This window comes from Pseudomonas zanjanensis (assembly GCF_014268745.2).
Lineage (GTDB): Bacteria > Pseudomonadota > Gammaproteobacteria > Pseudomonadales > Pseudomonadaceae > Aquipseudomonas > Aquipseudomonas zanjanensis.
In genome coordinates this window covers 1,300,314-1,316,642 of the sequence record NZ_JABWRB020000001.1, presented here as the reverse complement: position 1 = coordinate 1,316,642, position 16,329 = coordinate 1,300,314, and the positions used below count along the sequence as shown (strand labels likewise).

Annotated in this window: 20 protein-coding genes and 1 tRNA gene; 3 read left to right on the top strand and 18 right to left on the bottom strand. The window is 59.9% G+C overall.

The genetic code is table 11. From position 1 onward, the window contains the following. Positions 1–100: 100 nt before the first annotated feature. From HU715_RS06010 to thrS, 10 genes are all read right to left on the bottom strand, one after another. Positions 101–340, bottom strand: a complete 240-nt coding sequence (locus tag HU715_RS06010) for a YceK/YidQ family lipoprotein (protein ID WP_186706641.1) — start codon at positions 338–340, stop codon at positions 101–103. A 154-nt stretch (positions 341–494) separates the two neighbouring features. After that, positions 495–571, bottom strand: a tRNA-Pro gene (locus HU715_RS06005). An 89-nt stretch (positions 572–660) separates the two neighbouring features. Continuing rightward, entirely contained in the window at positions 661–1,017 is a 357-nt protein-coding gene (locus HU715_RS06000; RefSeq protein ID WP_003179985.1) for a MerR family transcriptional regulator, read from the bottom strand. Continuing rightward, the gene (gene ihfA, locus HU715_RS05995) at positions 998–1,300 is read right to left on the bottom strand and encodes an integration host factor subunit alpha (RefSeq protein WP_002553164.1); all 303 of its coding nucleotides are present in this window, start codon (positions 1,298–1,300) and stop codon (positions 998–1,000) included. The genes HU715_RS06000 and ihfA overlap by 20 nt, the downstream gene beginning before the upstream one ends. Positions 1,301–1,303: 3 nt before the next feature. Further along, positions 1,304–3,682, bottom strand: coding sequence for a phenylalanine--tRNA ligase subunit beta (gene pheT / locus HU715_RS05990; protein ID WP_186706640.1), 2,379 nt, complete (start codon positions 3,680–3,682; stop codon positions 1,304–1,306). 26 nt (positions 3,683–3,708) lie between these two features. Beyond that, entirely contained in the window at positions 3,709–4,725 is a 1,017-nt protein-coding gene (pheS, locus tag HU715_RS05985) for a phenylalanine--tRNA ligase subunit alpha (RefSeq protein ID WP_186706639.1), read from the bottom strand. Positions 4,726–4,834: 109 nt separating this feature from the next. Next, a complete protein-coding gene (gene rplT / locus HU715_RS05980) occupies positions 4,835–5,191 on the bottom strand; it encodes a 50S ribosomal protein L20 (RefSeq protein WP_002553161.1) in 357 nt (118 codons plus the stop codon). Positions 5,192–5,221: 30 nt separating this feature from the next. Next, positions 5,222–5,416: a 50S ribosomal protein L35 gene (gene rpmI / locus HU715_RS05975; RefSeq protein WP_002553160.1), complete on the bottom strand. Its 195-nt coding sequence runs from the start codon at positions 5,414–5,416 to the stop codon at positions 5,222–5,224. Between the two features lie 60 nt (positions 5,417–5,476). Further along, a complete protein-coding gene (gene infC, locus HU715_RS05970; RefSeq protein ID WP_169432615.1) occupies positions 5,477–6,028 on the bottom strand; it encodes a translation initiation factor IF-3 in 552 nt (183 codons plus the stop codon). Further along, complete coding sequence (thrS, locus tag HU715_RS05965) at positions 6,028–7,950, bottom strand: threonine--tRNA ligase (protein WP_014337550.1); 1,923 nt, start codon at positions 7,948–7,950, stop codon at positions 6,028–6,030. Before thrS ends, infC begins: the two co-directional genes overlap by 1 nt. 370 nt (positions 7,951–8,320) lie before the next feature. Between thrS and HU715_RS05960 the strand changes: the two genes are divergently transcribed. Further along, positions 8,321–8,623 carry a hypothetical protein gene (locus HU715_RS05960; RefSeq protein ID WP_186706638.1) on the top strand — a complete coding sequence of 101 codons (303 nt, stop codon included), beginning with the start codon at positions 8,321–8,323 and terminating at the stop codon, positions 8,621–8,623. Positions 8,624–8,912: 289 nt separating this feature from the next. Next, positions 8,913–9,125 (top strand): cold-shock protein, encoded by a 213-nt coding sequence (locus HU715_RS05955; RefSeq protein ID WP_007905882.1) that lies wholly within the window; start codon positions 8,913–8,915, stop codon positions 9,123–9,125. A 67-nt stretch (positions 9,126–9,192) separates the two neighbouring features. On the opposite strand, the gene HU715_RS05950 is transcribed toward HU715_RS05955, so the two are convergent. Together HU715_RS05950 and HU715_RS05945 are read right to left on the bottom strand one after the other, a co-directional pair. Next, positions 9,193–9,507 carry an I78 family peptidase inhibitor gene (locus HU715_RS05950; RefSeq protein ID WP_186706637.1) on the bottom strand — a complete coding sequence of 105 codons (315 nt, stop codon included), beginning with the start codon at positions 9,505–9,507 and terminating at the stop codon, positions 9,193–9,195. 155 nt (positions 9,508–9,662) lie between these two features. Further along, a complete protein-coding gene (locus HU715_RS05945; RefSeq protein ID WP_186706636.1) occupies positions 9,663–9,968 on the bottom strand; it encodes a hypothetical protein in 306 nt (101 codons plus the stop codon). 127 nt (positions 9,969–10,095) lie between these two features. Between HU715_RS05945 and HU715_RS05940 the strand changes: the two genes are divergently transcribed. Next, entirely contained in the window at positions 10,096–10,293 is a 198-nt protein-coding gene (locus HU715_RS05940) for a hypothetical protein (protein ID WP_186706635.1), read from the top strand. A gap of 46 nt (positions 10,294–10,339) precedes the next feature. Here HU715_RS05940 and HU715_RS05935 read toward each other — a convergent pair whose 3' ends face one another. The 6 genes from HU715_RS05935 to HU715_RS05910 are packed head-to-tail and all read right to left on the bottom strand — an operon-like array spanning position 10,340 to position 16,288. Beyond that, complete coding sequence (locus HU715_RS05935) at positions 10,340–11,368, bottom strand: nucleoside hydrolase (RefSeq protein ID WP_003203636.1); 1,029 nt, start codon at positions 11,366–11,368, stop codon at positions 10,340–10,342. 30 nt (positions 11,369–11,398) lie between these two features. After that, positions 11,399–11,803 (bottom strand): D-ribose pyranase, encoded by a 405-nt coding sequence (rbsD, locus tag HU715_RS05930; RefSeq protein ID WP_186706634.1) that lies wholly within the window; start codon positions 11,801–11,803, stop codon positions 11,399–11,401. Further along, on the bottom strand, positions 11,800–12,714 hold the full coding sequence (gene rbsK / locus HU715_RS05925) for a ribokinase (RefSeq protein ID WP_186706633.1): 915 nt from the start codon (positions 12,712–12,714) through the stop codon (positions 11,800–11,802). Before rbsK ends, rbsD begins: the two co-directional genes overlap by 4 nt. Before the next feature lie 23 nt (positions 12,715–12,737). Next, positions 12,738–13,757, bottom strand: a complete 1,020-nt coding sequence (locus HU715_RS05920) for a LacI family DNA-binding transcriptional regulator (RefSeq protein WP_186706632.1) — start codon at positions 13,755–13,757, stop codon at positions 12,738–12,740. A gap of 3 nt (positions 13,758–13,760) precedes the next feature. Further along, positions 13,761–14,738, bottom strand: a complete 978-nt coding sequence (locus HU715_RS05915; protein WP_186706631.1) for an ABC transporter permease — start codon at positions 14,736–14,738, stop codon at positions 13,761–13,763. Further along, positions 14,735–16,288, bottom strand: coding sequence for a sugar ABC transporter ATP-binding protein (locus HU715_RS05910; RefSeq protein WP_186706630.1), 1,554 nt, complete (start codon positions 16,286–16,288; stop codon positions 14,735–14,737). Before HU715_RS05910 ends, HU715_RS05915 begins: the two co-directional genes overlap by 4 nt. Positions 16,289–16,329: the final 41 nt, after the last annotated feature.

Here is a 16,329-nt window from a genome sequence, read left to right as displayed (position 1 = left end):
GAAAAGCGCTATGCCTGAACCCTGGCTCGCGGACTGGCCTGGGCACACACAAACGTCAACAGTAGCCACAAACGCCCCTGCACGTAAGAGCCTCTGTCGCTTAGAGGTTGCAGCTGTATTGATATTCGAAAGGGAAGAATACGGTATCGACCACCAAGGAGAACGGTGCGTCGATCAGCAGGAAAGGGATCAGCTTTCCTTTGGACGTGCCCACCAGCCACCAATCAAAGCGCAGGCCGATGTAGGGGCATCGGTGCTTGTCGTAGTCCATTCGCATCGCGGTGGCCATGCAGCCGCTTAGGCTGGTGATCAGCACCAGTAGAACCGCTTTCCGTAGCACGTAGTGTCCTTATTATGCTTTTGCCCGGCTGCGCAGGCAGGCTTAGTCGAATCTTCAGCACCGGATGCGAAGGAACATGGCCACAAATTTTTCGCAGGCACAAAAAAGCCGATCTATATGATCGGCTTAACTGTCTGATTTTACTCAGTAAATATGGTCGGGACGGAGTGATTCGAACACTCGACCCCTAGCACCCCATGCTAGTGCGCTACCGGACTGCGCTACGCCCCGACTAGGCGTGAATCTTGTTCCGCTTCTCAGCGGAACGCTCAGGAATATAACGCAAGCTTTTGAAAACTGGAAGTATTTAAAAGCAGAAATTATTTCTTGAGCACCACCAGCACATCTTCAAGCTCGGCGATCATCTGGCGGATCATCTGTTTGTACTGGGTTGTATCGTCCTTGGCCTCATCACCGGAGAGGCGCAGGCGTGCGCCGCCGATGGTGAACCCCTGGTCATACAGCAGCGCGCGGATCTGCCGGATCATCAGCACGTCTTGTCGCTGATAATACCGGCGGTTTCCGCGGCGCTTGACCGGGTTGAGTTGAGGAAACTCCTGCTCCCAGTAGCGCAGCACGTGTGGTTTTACCGCACACAGCTCGCTGACTTCACCAATGGTGAAGTAGCGTTTGCCCGGGATGACGGGTAGTTCGTCGTTATGACTTGGTTCCAGCATAAGCCTCAACTCGGGCCTTCAACTTCTGCCCTGGACGAAAGGTGACCACACGGCGAGCCGTGATCGGGATTTCTTCTCCCGTTTTCGGATTGCGGCCAGGCCGCTGGCGTTTGTCCCGAAGGTCGAAATTGCCGAAACCGGACAACTTGACCTGTTCGTTGTCTTCCAGAGCGTGCCTGATTTCTTCGAAAAACAGTTCGACCAATTCTTTGGCCTCCCGTTTATTCAGGCCCAGCTCCTCATACAGACGTTCCGCCATCTCAGCTTTCGTCAGAGCCCCCATACGTCACTTCCTTAACGTGGCGTTCAACCTGGTTTCGAGCGAGGTGAGGATATTTTGCGTTGCGGTATTCACCTCATCGTCATTAAGAGTGCGCGATGGATGCTGCCAGGTCAAGCCGACTGCAAGGCTTTTTCTATGCGGATCAATACCTTTACCCTGATACACGTCAAATAGCCTGAGGTCCGTTAGCCATTCGCCTGCATTTTCACGAATTACCTCCAGTACTGCACTGGAAGCGACCTCACGGTCGGCCAGCAGCGCAAGGTCACGGCGTACTTCAGGAAAGCGCGATAACTCCTGGAATTTCGGCATTTTCCCCTGTGCCACTTCGGACAGGACCAGCTCGAAAACGAAGACAGGACGATCAAGGCCCAAGGTTTTCGACAGTTCCGGGTGAATGGCACCGACATAGCCGACTTCACGCCCGTCTCGCTCGATCCGCGCAGTCTGCCCCGGATGCAGCGCCGGGTGCTTGCCCGGTACGAAAGTGAATGCGTCGAGCGCGCCGGCGAAGCCCAGCACCGCTTCCACGTCAGCCTTGACGTCGAAGAAGTCGACAACATCGCGACCTTGCGCCCAGCCTTCCGGCAAGCGACTGCCACAGACGACACCGGCCAACATCGGCTCTTGCTTCAAGCCTTCCAACTGACCGACAAAACGCAGGCCGCTTTCGAACAGGCGCACACGATCCTGCTGGCGGTTCAGGTTGTGCTGGAGCGACTTGACCAGGCCCGGCCACAGGGACGAACGCATGGCGGCCATGTCGTTGGAGATCGGGTTGGCCAACAACAGCGGCTCGACGCCCGGGCTGAACAGCTCGAACTGGCGTGGATCGATGAAGCTGTAGGTGATCGCTTCCTGATACCCACGGGCCACCAGCAGGCGGCGCAGTTCCGGCAGGTCGCTGCGGGCTTCAGCCTTGGCTTGTGGGGCCAGGCGGGCTTGCGGGTAGCGAACCGGCAGGCGGTTGTAGCCGTACAGGCGGGCCAATTCTTCGATCAGGTCGACTTCCAGGCTGATATCGAAGCGATGGCTTGGCACTTCGACGCGCCACTGCCCTGCCCCATCGGCGCTGATGTTCAGGCCCAGGGCGCTGAGCAGGCGTTCGACTTCGGCCGAATCCATTTCCATGCCCAGCATCTGGGTGATGCGCTGGGCACGCAGGGTGATCGGTGCAATCTTGGGCAGGTGCTGTTCGCTGACAGTCTCGATGACCGGCCCGGCTTCGCCACCGGTGATATCCAGCAGCAGGCCGGTGGCGCGCTCCATGGCTTCACGGGCCAGCTGCCAGTCCACGCCTCGCTCGTAGCGGTGCGAGGCGTCGGTGTGCAGGCCATAGGAACGAGCCTTGCCAGCGACGGCGATCTGGTCGAAGAACGCGCTTTCCAGGAATACATCGCGGGTGGTGGCGGATACGCCACTGTGCTCGCCACCCATCACGCCGGCAATCGCCAGGGCGCGGGCGTGGTCGGCAATCACCAGGGTGTCGCTGCGCAGGGTCACTTCCTGGCCGTCGAGCAGCACCAGCTTCTCGCCTTCTTCGGCCATGCGTACGCGGATGCCACCGTTGATTTCGGCGAGATCGAACGCATGCAGCGGCTGGCCCAGCTCCAGCATTACATAGTTGGTGATGTCGACGGCGGCGTCGATGCTGCGCACGTCGGCGCGACGCAGGCGCTCGACCATCCACAGCGGCGTTGGCTTGGACAGGTCGACGTTACGGATCACCCGGCCCAGGTATCGCGGGCACGCCGCCGGCGCCAGGACTTCAATCGAACGCACTTCGTCATGCACGGCCGGCACGGTCGCAACCGTCGGACGCGTCACAGGAGCTGCATACAGCGCGCCGACTTCACGGGCCAGACCCGCCAGGGACAGGCAGTCGCCACGGTTCGGCGTCAGGTCGACCTCGATGCTCGCGTCGTCCAGGCCCAGGTATTCACGAATGTCCTGGCCCACCGGCGCATCGGCCGGGAGCTCCATCAGGCCATCGTTGCCTTCGCCAATCTGCAGTTCGGCCTGGGAGCACAACATACCGTTGGACTCGACGCCGCGCAGCTTGGCTTTCTTGATCTTGAAGTCGCCCGGCAGTTCGGCGCCGATCATGGCGAATGGGATCTTCAGGCCCGGGCGCACGTTGGGCGCGCCGCAGACGACCTGGAAGGTTTCCGCGCCATTGCTGACCTGGCAAACCCGCAGCTTGTCAGCGTCAGGGTGCTGCTCGGTGCCCAGCACCTCGCCCACCACCACACCGCTGAATGCACCGGCGGCCGGCGTTACGCTATCGACCTCGAGGCCGGCCATCGACAGGCGAGCAACCAGCTCGTCCTGGCTTACCTGCGGGCTTACCCAGCCGCGCAGCCATTGTTCACTGAATTTCATCCTGCTCTCCTAAAGGTTCGTTACGACTAGCGAAATTGCGCGAGGAACCGCAAGTCGTTGTCGAAGAACAGACGCAAGTCGTTCACGCCGTAACGCAGCATGGCCAGGCGTTCCACGCCCATGCCGAAGGCAAAGCCCGAGAATTCTTCCGGATCGATTCCGGACATGCGCAGCACGTTCGGGTGAACCATGCCGCAGCCCATGACTTCCAGCCAGCCCGTCTGCTTACAGACGCGGCAGCCTTTGCCGCTGCACATCACGCATTCCATGTCGACTTCCGCCGAGGGCTCGGTGAACGGGAAGTACGAAGGGCGGAAACGCACGGCCAGCTCTTTTTCGAAGAACACCCGCAGGAATTCTTCGATGGTGCCTTTGAGGTCGGCGAAATTGATGTCGCGATCAACCAGCAAGCCTTCGACCTGATGGAACATCGGCGAGTGGGTGATATCGGAGTCGCTGCGATACACACGGCCTGGGCAGACGATGCGGATCGGCGGCCGCTGCGATTCCATGGTGCGGACCTGTACCGGCGAGGTATGGGTGCGCAACAGCATGTTCGCGTTGAAATAGAAGGTGTCGTGCATCGACCGGGCCGGGTGATGGCCTGGGATGTTGAGCGCCTCGAAGTTGTGATAGTCGTCTTCGACCTCGGGGCCTTCGGCAATGCCGTAGCCGATGTGGGTGAAGAACTGCTCGATGCGTTCCAGGGTCCGGGTGACCGGATGCAGGCCACCAGAAGTCTGGCCACGGCCAGGCAGGGTCACGTCGATGGACTCGGCGGCGAGCTTGGCAGCCAGGTCCGCCTCCTCGAACAACGCCTTGCGCGCATTGAGGACCTCTGTGACACGCTCCTTGGCAACGTTGATCAGCGCACCGACCTGCGGACGCTCTTCGGCTGGCAGGTTCCCCAGGGTCTTCATCACCTGAGTCAACTCGCCCTTCTTGCCAAGGTAGTGAACCCGGATTTGCTCCAGGGCATTGATATCTTCAGCGCTTTGCACAGCCTCTAGTGCTTGAGCGACCAGCGCGTCCAGGTTTTCCATGTACAGACTCCAGATACAAAATAGGGGAAGAGCTTTAAGGCTCTTCCCCTATTTATGACGTTTGACACCCGGGCCCACAGAGGTGGACCCCGGTGACTGCCGGGGGTACTTAAGCCAAGGTGGCTTTAGCTTTCTCGACAATCGCAGCAAACGCCGCTTTTTCGTTCACTGCCAGATCAGCCAGAACCTTACGGTCGATCTCGATGGACGCTTTTTTCAGGCCAGCGATGAAACGGCTGTAGGACAGACCGTTAACACGAGCACCAGCGTTGATACGAGCGATCCACAGAGCGCGGAACTGACGTTTTTTCTGACGACGGTCACGGTAGGCGTATTGGCCTGCCTTGATTACCGCTTGCTTGGCAACACGGAATACGCGGGAACGCGCGCCGTAGTAGCCTTTAGCAAGTTTCAGAATTTTTTTGTGACGTTTACGGGCAATGACGCCACGCTTTACACGAGCCATGAGTTACTTCCTCTATTCTTGATCCAAAAATTAACGAAGGCGCAGCATGCGCTCGACTTTTGCCACGTCAGACGGATGCAGCAAGCTGCTACCGCGCAGTTGACGCTTACGCTTGGTCGACATTTTGGTCAGGATGTGGCTCTTGAAAGCGTGCTTGTGCTTGATACCGTTAGCAGTTTTCAGAAACCGCTTAGCAGCACCACTTTTGGTCTTCATCTTTGGCATGTTCGGATACTCCGCATTCAGTTGATAAACATAATCGCAAGGCCTGCCGTGCCCTGGTGATTACTTCTTCTTTTTCGGGGCGATGACCATGATCAGCTGGCGTCCTTCCATCTTAGGATGCTGTTCGACCGAACCGTACTCGAGCAGGTCTTGTTCAACCCGCTTGAGGAGTTCCATCCCCAGCTCCTGGTGGGCCATCTCACGGCCGCGGAATCGCAAGGATACCTTGGCCCTGTCCCCATCACTCAGGAAACGTACCAGGTTGCGCAGTTTTACCTGGTAATCCCCTTCCTCCGTCCCTGGACGAAACTTGATTTCTTTTACCTGAATCTGCTTCTGGTTTTTCTTCGCCGCGGCAATCTGCTTCTTCTTTTCGAAGATCGACTTGCCGTAGTCCATCACCCGGCAAACCGGTGGGACTGCGTCCGCGGAGATTTCTACCAGATCAAGCTTGGCTTCTTCAGCAATACGAAGCGCTTCATCAATCGAGACGATGCCAATCTGCTCGCCGTCAGCGCCAATTAACCGAACCTCGCGTGCCGAGATATTCTCGTTGATCGGGGCTTTCGGTGCAGCTCGTTTATCTTGTCTCATTTCACGCTTAATAATAATTACTCCAAATCTGGGCGACCACGCCGGGAAACCGCTTGCGCGAGGAACTCAGCGAATTCGGCGACGGGCATCGAGCCCAGGTCAGCACCTTCACGAGTACGCACAGCGACAGTCTGCATCTCGACCTCCCGATCTCCAATAACCAAGAGAAAGGGAACCTTGAGCAAAGTATGCTCGCGGATTTTAAAGCCGATCTTTTCATTTCTCAAGTCGGACTTGGCACGAAATCCGCTTTGATTGAGAGTTTTTTCGACTTCAGCGGCAAAATCTGCCTGTTTATCAGTGATATTCATGATCACTGCCTGGGTCGGCGCCAGCCACGCAGGGAACGCGCCCTCGTAGTGTTCGATCAGAATCCCGACGAAACGCTCGAACGAACCGAGGATCGCGCGGTGAAGCATGACCGGGTGCTTGCGGCTGTTGTCTTCGGACACATATTCAGCGCCCAGACGGATCGGCAGGTTGAAATCGAGCTGCAAGGTACCACACTGCCACACGCGACCGAGGCAATCTTTCAGCGAAAATTCGATCTTCGGACCGTAGAAGGCGCCCTCGCCTGGCTGAAGGTCGTACGCAAGCCCCGCGCTATCAAGGGCGGCGGCCAGGGCCGCTTCGGCGCGATCCCACAGCTCATCGGAGCCGACGCGTTTTTCCGGACGAGTGGACAGCTTCATCTCGACCTCGGTGAACCCGAAGTCGCGATAGACGTCCATGGTCAGCTTGATGAACGCGGCGGATTCGGCCTGCATCTGCTCTTCGGTGCAGAAGATGTGCGCATCGTCCTGGGTGAACGCACGCACGCGCATGATGCCGTGCAGCGCACCCGACGGCTCGTTGCGGTGGCAGGCACCGAACTCGGCCAGGCGCATTGGCAGTTCGCGGTAGCTCTTCAAGCCCTGGTTGAACACCTGCACGTGGCACGGGCAGTTCATCGGCTTGATGGCGTAGTCGCGATTTTCCGACTGGGTGGTGAACATGTTGTCGGCGTAGTTGGCCCAGTGCCCGGATTTCTCCCACAGGCTGCGGTCGACCACTTGCGGCGTCTTGATCTCCAAGTAGCCGTTCTCACGCTGAACCTGGCGCATGTACTGCTCGAGCACCTGGTACAGGGTCCAGCCGTTCGGGTGCCAGAACACCATGCCCGGGGACTCTTCCTGGGTATGGAACAGGCCCAGGCGCTTGCCGATCTTGCGGTGATCGCGCTTTTCGGCTTCTTCGATGCGCTGGATATAGGCCGCCAGTTGCTTCTTGTCCGCCCAGGCGGTGCCGTAGACGCGCTGCAACTGCTCGTTCTTCGCGTCGCCACGCCAGTAGGCGCCGGACAGCTTGGTCAGCTTGAAGGATTTCAGGAAGCGCGTGTTCGGCACGTGCGGGCCGCGGCACATGTCGACGTATTCTTCGTGGTAGTACAGGCCCATGGCCTGCTCGTCCGGCATGTCTTCCACCAGACGCAGCTTGTAGTCCTCGCCACGGGCCTTGAAGACTTCGATGACTTCGGCGCGCGGGGTGACTTTCTTGATGACGTCGTAGTCTTTCTCGATCAGCTGCTGCATGCGCTGTTCGATGGCCGCCATGTCGTCCGGGGTGAAAGGACGTTCGAAGGCGATGTCGTAATAGAAGCCTTCATCGATGACCGGCCCGATGACCATCTTCGCGCTCGGGTACAGCTGCTTGACCGCATGGCCGACCAGGTGCGCGCAAGAGTGGCGAATGATCTCCAGCCCCTCTTCATCCTTGGGCGTGATGATTTGCAGCGTGGCGTCGCTGTCGATGACGTCACTGGCGTCGACCAGTTTGCCGTTGACCTTGCCGGCCAGGGTGGCCTTGGCCAGGCCAGCACCGATGGATGCGGCGACCTCGGCTACGGAAACCGGGTGATCGAACGAACGTTGACTGCCGTCGGGAAGAGTAATAGTTGGCATGGCGCCTCCTCTCCTAGTGGTGACCCCTACCAAAGGTCACGTGGGTTGGGATGAGCCAGTACAAGATCCAGTCCAGGCCATTCAATGACGAACGCCTGCCTTACAGCGGCAGGAGCCTTGCGGCCAACCGGAAAACCGAACCAGAGTGACTGGGATTCAAATCAGGGTTATTCGGGTTATTTGCCACCGGGACGAACGATCATCCGCAGCCTGGAAATAGCCGAGCCCGGCATGCTAGCACAGATGAACGGTCATCGCCGCGTGGGAATTGAAGCAGACGTAAATCCAGGGTTTTTATGCCAGAGTGCTGAACTGAAGCGAGCGCAACGCCTCAGATAACAAGACATCGACCCGAAAGGAGCATCTTCGCATGCGTCTGAATACATTGTTCGCAGTAGTCGCCCCCCTCGCCCTGCTGCTTCCACTGACCGCCCATGCCGACTGGCCCAAGGGCGAGCGCGAAAAATACATGGCCCAATGCACGGAGGCGGCAACACCCCAGATCGGCGCGGCCGCGGCCAAGTCCCATTGTGCCTGTGGCGCCGATGCGATCAAGTCCTACCCTGCCTCGGACATCCAGGCCTTGATGGACAACAAGGCCACCCCGGAGCTGCAGCAAAAGGCATTGGGGCAGATCGCCAAATGCAAGGCCAACCCGCCCGCGAAAAAATGAATAATCGGGGCCTTGCGAGGCGCCCGACAGGGATAAAAAGGCTCGAATAAAGGCTTTTTTCTTTGATTTATGCAGGTTTTTCAGCTTTTTTTATCGTCTTTACTTTCGGCTGAAAGCCTTTAAAACCGGGCCTTTCAGCGGGTAAAGGCGATAAAGTAAACACGACTGATTGGCAAACAACGCCTGCGGGGGGCTCCCAAATCGAACATTTCGACTATGATACCCGGGTGTGCCCAGTTGGCCTGAGCAGCACAGTACACTGAAAATATATGTTTCTTGGAGATACACCATGTCTAATCGCCAAACCGGCACCGTTAAATGGTTCAACGATGAAAAAGGCTTCGGCTTCATCACTCCTCAAGGTGGCGGTGACGACCTGTTCGTACACTTCAAAGCTATCGAAAGCGACGGTTTCAAAAGCCTGAAAGAAGGCCAGACCGTTTCCTTCGTGGCTGAGAAAGGCCAAAAGGGTATGCAAGCTGCACAGGTTCGCGCTGAGTAATTTCTCCGCGTACTAAAAAACCCCGTCCATGTGACGGGGTTTTTTATGGGCGATTGAAAAGCGTCAATCAGCCGCAGTTCACTCGATTGATCACCAGGTTGGCATCGGTATTGAGGTTCAGGCGATCGGAGCGATATTCAAGCGTCACCATGTCGTTGGGCTTGAGGATCCGCGCATTCTGTGCGCCGGCACGGGTACGGGCCTGCTCCAGCAGCTCTGGCGAAGCCTTCTTTCCAATGGTGAACTCGGCGGCCTTTGCTTCGCAGCGGCTGTGACCGGTCTCGGCCGCCACAGGTTCAGGGGTCGATTCAGAGGTGTTGCTGCAACCGCTCAAGATCATGGCGGCCAGCAAAGTACTCAATGACGCGAGCTTCCAAGGCATGAAGCCTCCTTTTTTCGATGAATAAACAGTGAGCGTGCGACAACCTAAACGGCGCTTGGTTGCAACACCGCAGCCATCAGACTGGGAAAGCTGGCAGTTTGCCTGAGCCCGCTCCCGCTGTTCAGGCTTGAATCGTGACTGGATATGAACGCGACTCAATAAACGTCGATGTAATCGAAGGGCGGATTGGGCCAGTTGTCCTTCAGCGCGTTGTAGATCTGCATGACCCAAACCTCGTCACTGGCAGCGACACGCCCGACGTAGCCCGAACCCTTCGCCCAGGTCTCGAGGCGAAACCGTAAACCGTCGATGTCGGTGCCGCCGACCACGCCCGAGGACAAATAGGCGATGCCGCCTTTGGTCACGCGCAGCTGGGTATGCTCGTCATCACTGGCCGAGGCCAGCAACTGACGAACCGCCTCGACGGTCAGGCCATCAGGAGCGTTCAAATCGATCTGCACGGTGGGGCTCCTTAAAAATAAAAGACCAAGTGTCGCACAGCCCTCCCCCAATGCCTAAGTCGCAGTGCCAAATCCTCGGCAAAAATGGTTAACTCAGCCTACAGACCTCCAACTCGCGAGCCCGACCATGAGCACCGTCAGCATCGAAGCCACCATCAATGCCAAATGGTCGCAGGGCCACAGCTCCTATAGCCCGGGCAGCCCGGAGGAACTGGCGCTCATCGGTATAGAATTGTTGGTGAAGGAGCTGGGAACGGAGGTCGCACGCGATTTCATCCAGCAAGCCTTCGAACGCTACCCGAGCATCGTCGACGCCGTGGATTGAGGCTCATGCACCCGCAGCTCCGGCCTGCGGGCACATGTCAGGCAAGTTACTTCAGGCGCGCCAGGCGCTCGGTCAGCAGATCGAAGAAGCCCTGGGCATCACCGTTTTCCACCCAGAACGCGTTCTTCGGTGCCTTCAAGCCGTCGTACCAGTCAACGATGGTCTGCCCGAACGTTGGCCCCTCACGGCTGTCCACGACGACATTGACCGAACGGCCGGTGAACAATTGCGGCTTGAGCAGGTAGGCAATCACCGTCGCGTCATGCACCGGCCCGCCCGTCATGCCGTAGTGCTCCATGTCGCCCTTGACGTATTCGTTGAGAATATCGCCCACCAGCTTGCTGGCGTTATTGTTCAACGCCGCGATCTGCTTCAGGCGCGCTTCGCTGGTGAGGATCTTGTGGGTCACGTCCAACGGCAGGTAGGTCAGCTTCACGCCGCTCTTGGCCACCACCTCGGCCGCCTGCGGGTCGGCGAACAGATTGAACTCGGCCACCGGCGTGATATTACCGCCGTTGAAGTGCGCGCCGCCCATGATCACCACTTCCTTGATGCCCTGGACGATATCGGGCTCCTGGACCAAGGCCAGCGCCAGGTTGGTCTGCGGACCCAGCATCGCAATGGTGATGCTGTGGGGCTTGGCAGCCTTTAGCGTGTCGATCAGGTAGTTGACGGCATTGCCCTCGGCCAACCCCTTCTTCGGCTCATGTACCGTGACACCCGACAGGCCTTCCTTGCCATGGATGTTTTCCGCGTAGATGGGCGTGCGCATCAACGGTTTCGGCGCACCGGCATAGACCGGCACGTCTTCGCGCCCCGCCCATTCACGGGCCAGGCGAGCGTTGCGCGAGGTCTTGTCCAGGCGCACATTGCCGGCGACGGTGGTCAGCGCACGGATATGCAGTTCCTCGGGCGATGCCAGGGCGAACAGCAGCGCCACCACGTCGTCAGCGCCTGGATCGGTGTCGATGATCAAGTCAATTTTTTCCGCCGCCTGGGCGCTCGTTGCGGTGATCAGTGACAAAAGCAGCAGACTCCGGATCAGTTGATGCATTTTCTGAGCATAGCGGTGCATGGCGCACTCCTTGTGCAGGGTTGAACGGGATTAGAACGTCACTCCAGCGACCAGCACGATATTGCAGTATGGCGAGCACTCGCCGGTGCGAATGATCGCCCGCGCCTGTCGGCTGATGACCTTGAATTGCTCATGACTGACCAGCGTCCGCTCACCCAGCGCACCCTCTGCATTCAGCTCTTGCAGGGTCGTCAGGGCCGACGGTTGCTTGTCGAGGATTTCCTCGGCCAACACATGGCTTTCCACCTGCATTTCGCTGAGCACCACCTTCAAGGTGCTGACAAAGTCAGGAATGCCATGGGTCAGGGCCAGGTCGATCAATTCGACCTGGGGCGGCACAGGCAGACCGGCATCGCCGATGACCACCTTGTCTCCGTGGCCGAGGGAGGCGATCAGTCGGGACAGTGCCACATTCAACAACGGCGTCTTTTTCATGATTTGAAAGCCTGTACGTCCAGCAATGTGGGAATTGAAGGTTGCGCGCCGGATCGGGTGACCGACAGCGCGGCGGCGGCCTGACCGAAACGAATCGCTTCGACTTCGTTCTTGCCGCCGGCCAGGGCTGCCGCGAAGCCGCCGACAAAGGTGTCTCCGGCCGCCGTGGTGTCCACTGCCTTGACCCGCGGGGCCGGGAAATGTTCGAAGCTGGCACCGTTGGCGAACATCAAGCCCTGGCCCCCCAGGGTCACGATCACCTTGCCGGCACCGGCGGCGATCAGATGCGCTGCGGCGGCTTCGGCGGTTTCCAACGATTCCACCGCCAGCCCGCTCAGCACCGCGGCTTCGCTTTCATTGGGAATCAGATAATCGACACAGGCATACCAGTCGGCCGGCAACGCATGGGAAGCCGGTGCGGGGTTGAGAATGACGATTTTGCCCAACTCACGGCCGCGCTTGAGGGCATGGCCGACGGTGGCGTCCGGCACTTCCAACTGGCAGATGATGACATCGGCGCTTTGCAGCACTGCATCGACACTGTCCAAGACCTCGGCGGTGAGTGCTCCGTTGGCGCCGGCGACGATGACGATGGCATTCTGGCTGTTGTCATCGACGACAATCAGCGCCACGCCACTTGAATCCTCCACCACGCGCACCGCCTGGCAGTCGATGCCCTCGACCAGCAGCGCGCCGCGCAATTGCTCGCCGTAGGCATCGCTGCCCACGCAACCCACCATCGACACTTGCGCCCCCAGGCGCGCGGCGGCGACCGCCTGGTTGGCGCCCTTGCCGCCCGGGATGGTGGCGAACGAATGACCAATCAGCGTTTCACCGCCACGGGGCAGGCGCGGCGCCCGGGTCACCAGGTCCATGTTCAGGCTGCCTATTACCACTACTTTTGCTGGCATACATCACTACTCATCAATTCGGTTCAGCGGTATTGGGCGAATGTACCGGACAGCGGTGCAGTCGACTCTCGCAGGACAATACTCGGCGTCACGATCCGCTGGTCAGTGGCAAGGCTCGGCGTCGCGATACGCAGCAGCAGCACTTCGGCCGCCATCTCGCCAAGCTGCAGGATCGACTGCCCCACCGTGGTCAACGCCGGATAGACATAACGGCTCATCTGGATGTCGTCGAAACCGATGACCGACAGTTCGCTGGGCACGCGCACGTTGCGTTCGGCGGCGGCACGCAGCACACCGATGCCGATCATGTCGTTGGCCGCAAAGATCGCGCTGGGCGGCTGCCGCTCAAGCAGTTGCGCAGCGGCGCGGTAGCCGCCGGTACTGGTGAAGTCGCTTTCGAGCATGCGCTCGACGGGCAACTCGATCCCCGCCTCTTTCAGCGCTCGGCAGTAACCGGCCAAGCGCATTTGCGCCACGCTGGTATTGGCCGGGCCGCCAATGAAGGCAATATCGCGGTGCCCCAGCTCCAACAGATGCCGGGTCGCCAGGTAGGCGCCGTATTCATGATCGATGCGCACCAGGTCCGCATCGACACCCTCGAGCCCGCGGTCGACGATCACCATGGGCGTGCGCACGTTGGCCAGCCCCTCGGCCAGGCCGACATCACCGCCGGTGGACGCGAAGATCAGCCCATCGATACGTTTTTCCAGCAATACCCGCAGGTAGCTGCGTTGCTTGTCCGGGTTGTCGTCGGAGTTGCACAGGATCACGCAATAGCCGTTGCGCTCACAGTAATCCTCGATGCCCCGGGCCAGTTCGGCAAAGTAAGGGTTGAGGCTGTTGGGCACCAGCAGGCCGATGGTCGCCGTGGTCTTGGCCTTGAGCGACCGGGCCACGGCGCTGGGCACGTAGTCCAGGCGCTCGATGGCCGCCTCGACCTTGAGCCGCACCTCCTCGCTGACCGGTCGCGTCTTGTTCACCACGTGGGACACGGTGGTGTAGGAAATACCCGCGAGCGCCGCTACATCCTTGATCGTCGCCATGGTTCAAGCCCGCCGACTGGCGCGCTGGCTGCGGTAGGTATCGAGCACGACCGCCACCACGATCACCGCGCCGGTAATGATGCGCTTGGTCGGCTCGGTGGCGCCAATCTGCGCCAGGCCCGCCGCGAGCACGGAGATGATCAGCACGCCAAAGAAGGTGCTGATGACCGAGCCGCGCCCACCCATCAGGCTGGTGCCACCAATGACGACTGCAGCGATCACTTGCAGCTCGAGCCCCGAACCGGCGTTCGGATCCGCGGCCTCCAGGCGAGAAATCTGGAACAGCGCCGCCACACCGGCCAGCAGACCCATCAGGCTGAACACCAGGATCTTGTAAGGCTTTGGGTTGATGCCGGCCAGGCGCACGGCTTCTTCATTGGTGCCGATGCCGATCAGGTAGCGACCGAACACCGTGCGGGTCAGCACCGCTTGGGCAATGAAGATCACCAGCAAGGCGATGATGAACGAAGGCGAGATGCCAAAGGCGATGGGGTTGGACAGCCAGGCGAACGAGTCGCCGATGTAGGCGGTCCGGGAACCGGTCATCTGGTACGCCAGGCCTCGGGCCATTTCCAGCACGCCGAGGGAGACGATGAACGATGGAATCCGCCATGCCACGGTGATCGAACCGGTGACCGTGCCCGCCAGCGCCGCCACGGCCATGCCGAGCAAGGCCGATGGCCAGACGCTCCAGCCCCAGCCGAGCACGGCCACGCTGACCGTCGAGGCCGCCAGTGCGAGCACCGAGCCCACCGACAGGTCGATGCCGCCGATGATCAGGATGAAGGTCATGCCGACCGCCAGCACCATGAGGTCGGGAATCTGGTTGGCCAAGGTGCTGAACGTGTCATAGGACAGGAAATGGCTGCTCAGGACCGAGAACAGCGCGACCATGGCCAGCAGCGCGCCGGCCAGGCCCAGGTAAGTCCCGAGGCCATAGAAGTTGCCACTCGATTTGCCGACGGCAGATGCGGTTTTCATGAAAAATCCCTAGGCGCTGCTTCGTTGAGCAACGCATCACGTTTCTGGTAGCCGGCGAATGCGGCGGCAAGCAAGTCATCCTGGGTCCAGCTGTCGCGCTCGAAGGTGTCGATCAAGCGTCCGGCGGACAGCACGCCGATCCGGTCACAGATCAACATCAATTCCCGCAGGTCACTGGACACCACGACCAGCGCCTTGCCCTGGCGAGTCAGCTCGCCGAGCAGTGCATAAATGTCGAATTTGGCGCCGACGTCGATGCCACGGGTCGGCTCGTCGAACAGCATGACCGCACAGTCGCGTTCGAGCCAACGACCGATCACGACTTTCTGCTGGTTGCCGCCCGACAATTCGGACACCAATTGGGTTGGGCTGGAACTGCGGATGCGCATGGCATCGACCTGCCGCTGGGCCAAGGCTAATTCGGCATCGCCATTGACCAGGCCGGCGCTGGAAATCTCCGGCATGTTGCCCAGGGCAATGTTGGCGGCGATGGATTGGGTCAGCAGCAGGCCTTCGCCCTTGCGGTCTTCGGTGATCAACGCAATGCCATGGGCCACCGCATCGGCCGGCGAGCGAATGCTCACGACCTGGGCCGGCGAACCCAGCGCCACCGTGCCACTGTCGGCCGGGTCGGCACCGAAGATCAGCCGCAACAACTCGGTGCGCCCGGCCCCGATCAGGCCGGAGATGCCAAAGATCTCGCCACTGCGCACTTCGAAGGACACGTCACGGACCTTGTCGGAACGGGTCAGGCCTTTAACCGTCAACGCCGGTGCGCCGATCTGGCGCGGACCAAGGTCGATATGCTCGCCCAGCTCCCGACCGACCATCAGGGTCACCAGTTGCTCGCTGTCGTAGTTGGCCATCGGCTCGACACAGACCAGGTTGCCATCGCGCAGCACGGCAATGCGCTGGGCGACTCGCGCCAGTTCTTCGAGGCGATGGGAAATGTAGATGATCGACACGCCGCGCGCCTGCAAGCGAGTGATCTGCTCAAAAAGCATCTCGACTTCGCGCGCCGTGAGCATGGCGGTCGGCTCATCGAGAATCAGCACATGGCAATCGCCGATCAGGTTGCGGGCTATCTCGACCATCTGCTGGTGACCGATCCCCAGCTCGCCGACCAGCGTGTCGGGATCGATGGCATCGAGCCCCACCTGGGCCATGGCCTCGATCGCCGCCTTGCGCAACTGCTTGCGGCTGATCCAGCCACCGTGGCTGGGCAGGTTGTCGAGAAACAGGTTTTCAGCCACGGACAGGGTCGGCAGCAGGTTGAGTTCCTGCATCACCATGCGCACGCCCAGCTCTTCAGCCTGGGTCCGGCTGCCAGGGCGATAATCCTGACCTTGAAATTGCATCTGCCCGGTCGTCGGCGTCACCAGCCCACCGATGATCTTGGACAAGGTGCTTTTGCCGGCGCCATTTTCACCGGTCAGCGCCAGCACTTCACCGCGCATCAACGTCAAAGTGATATCGGTCAGTACCGGCTGGGCATAGGTCTTGCCGATACCGCTGACGCACAGGACAGCGTTCGGGTCGCGAACGGACATAACAAACTCTCCAATGCGCTCGCCCGGACGGGCGAGCACCG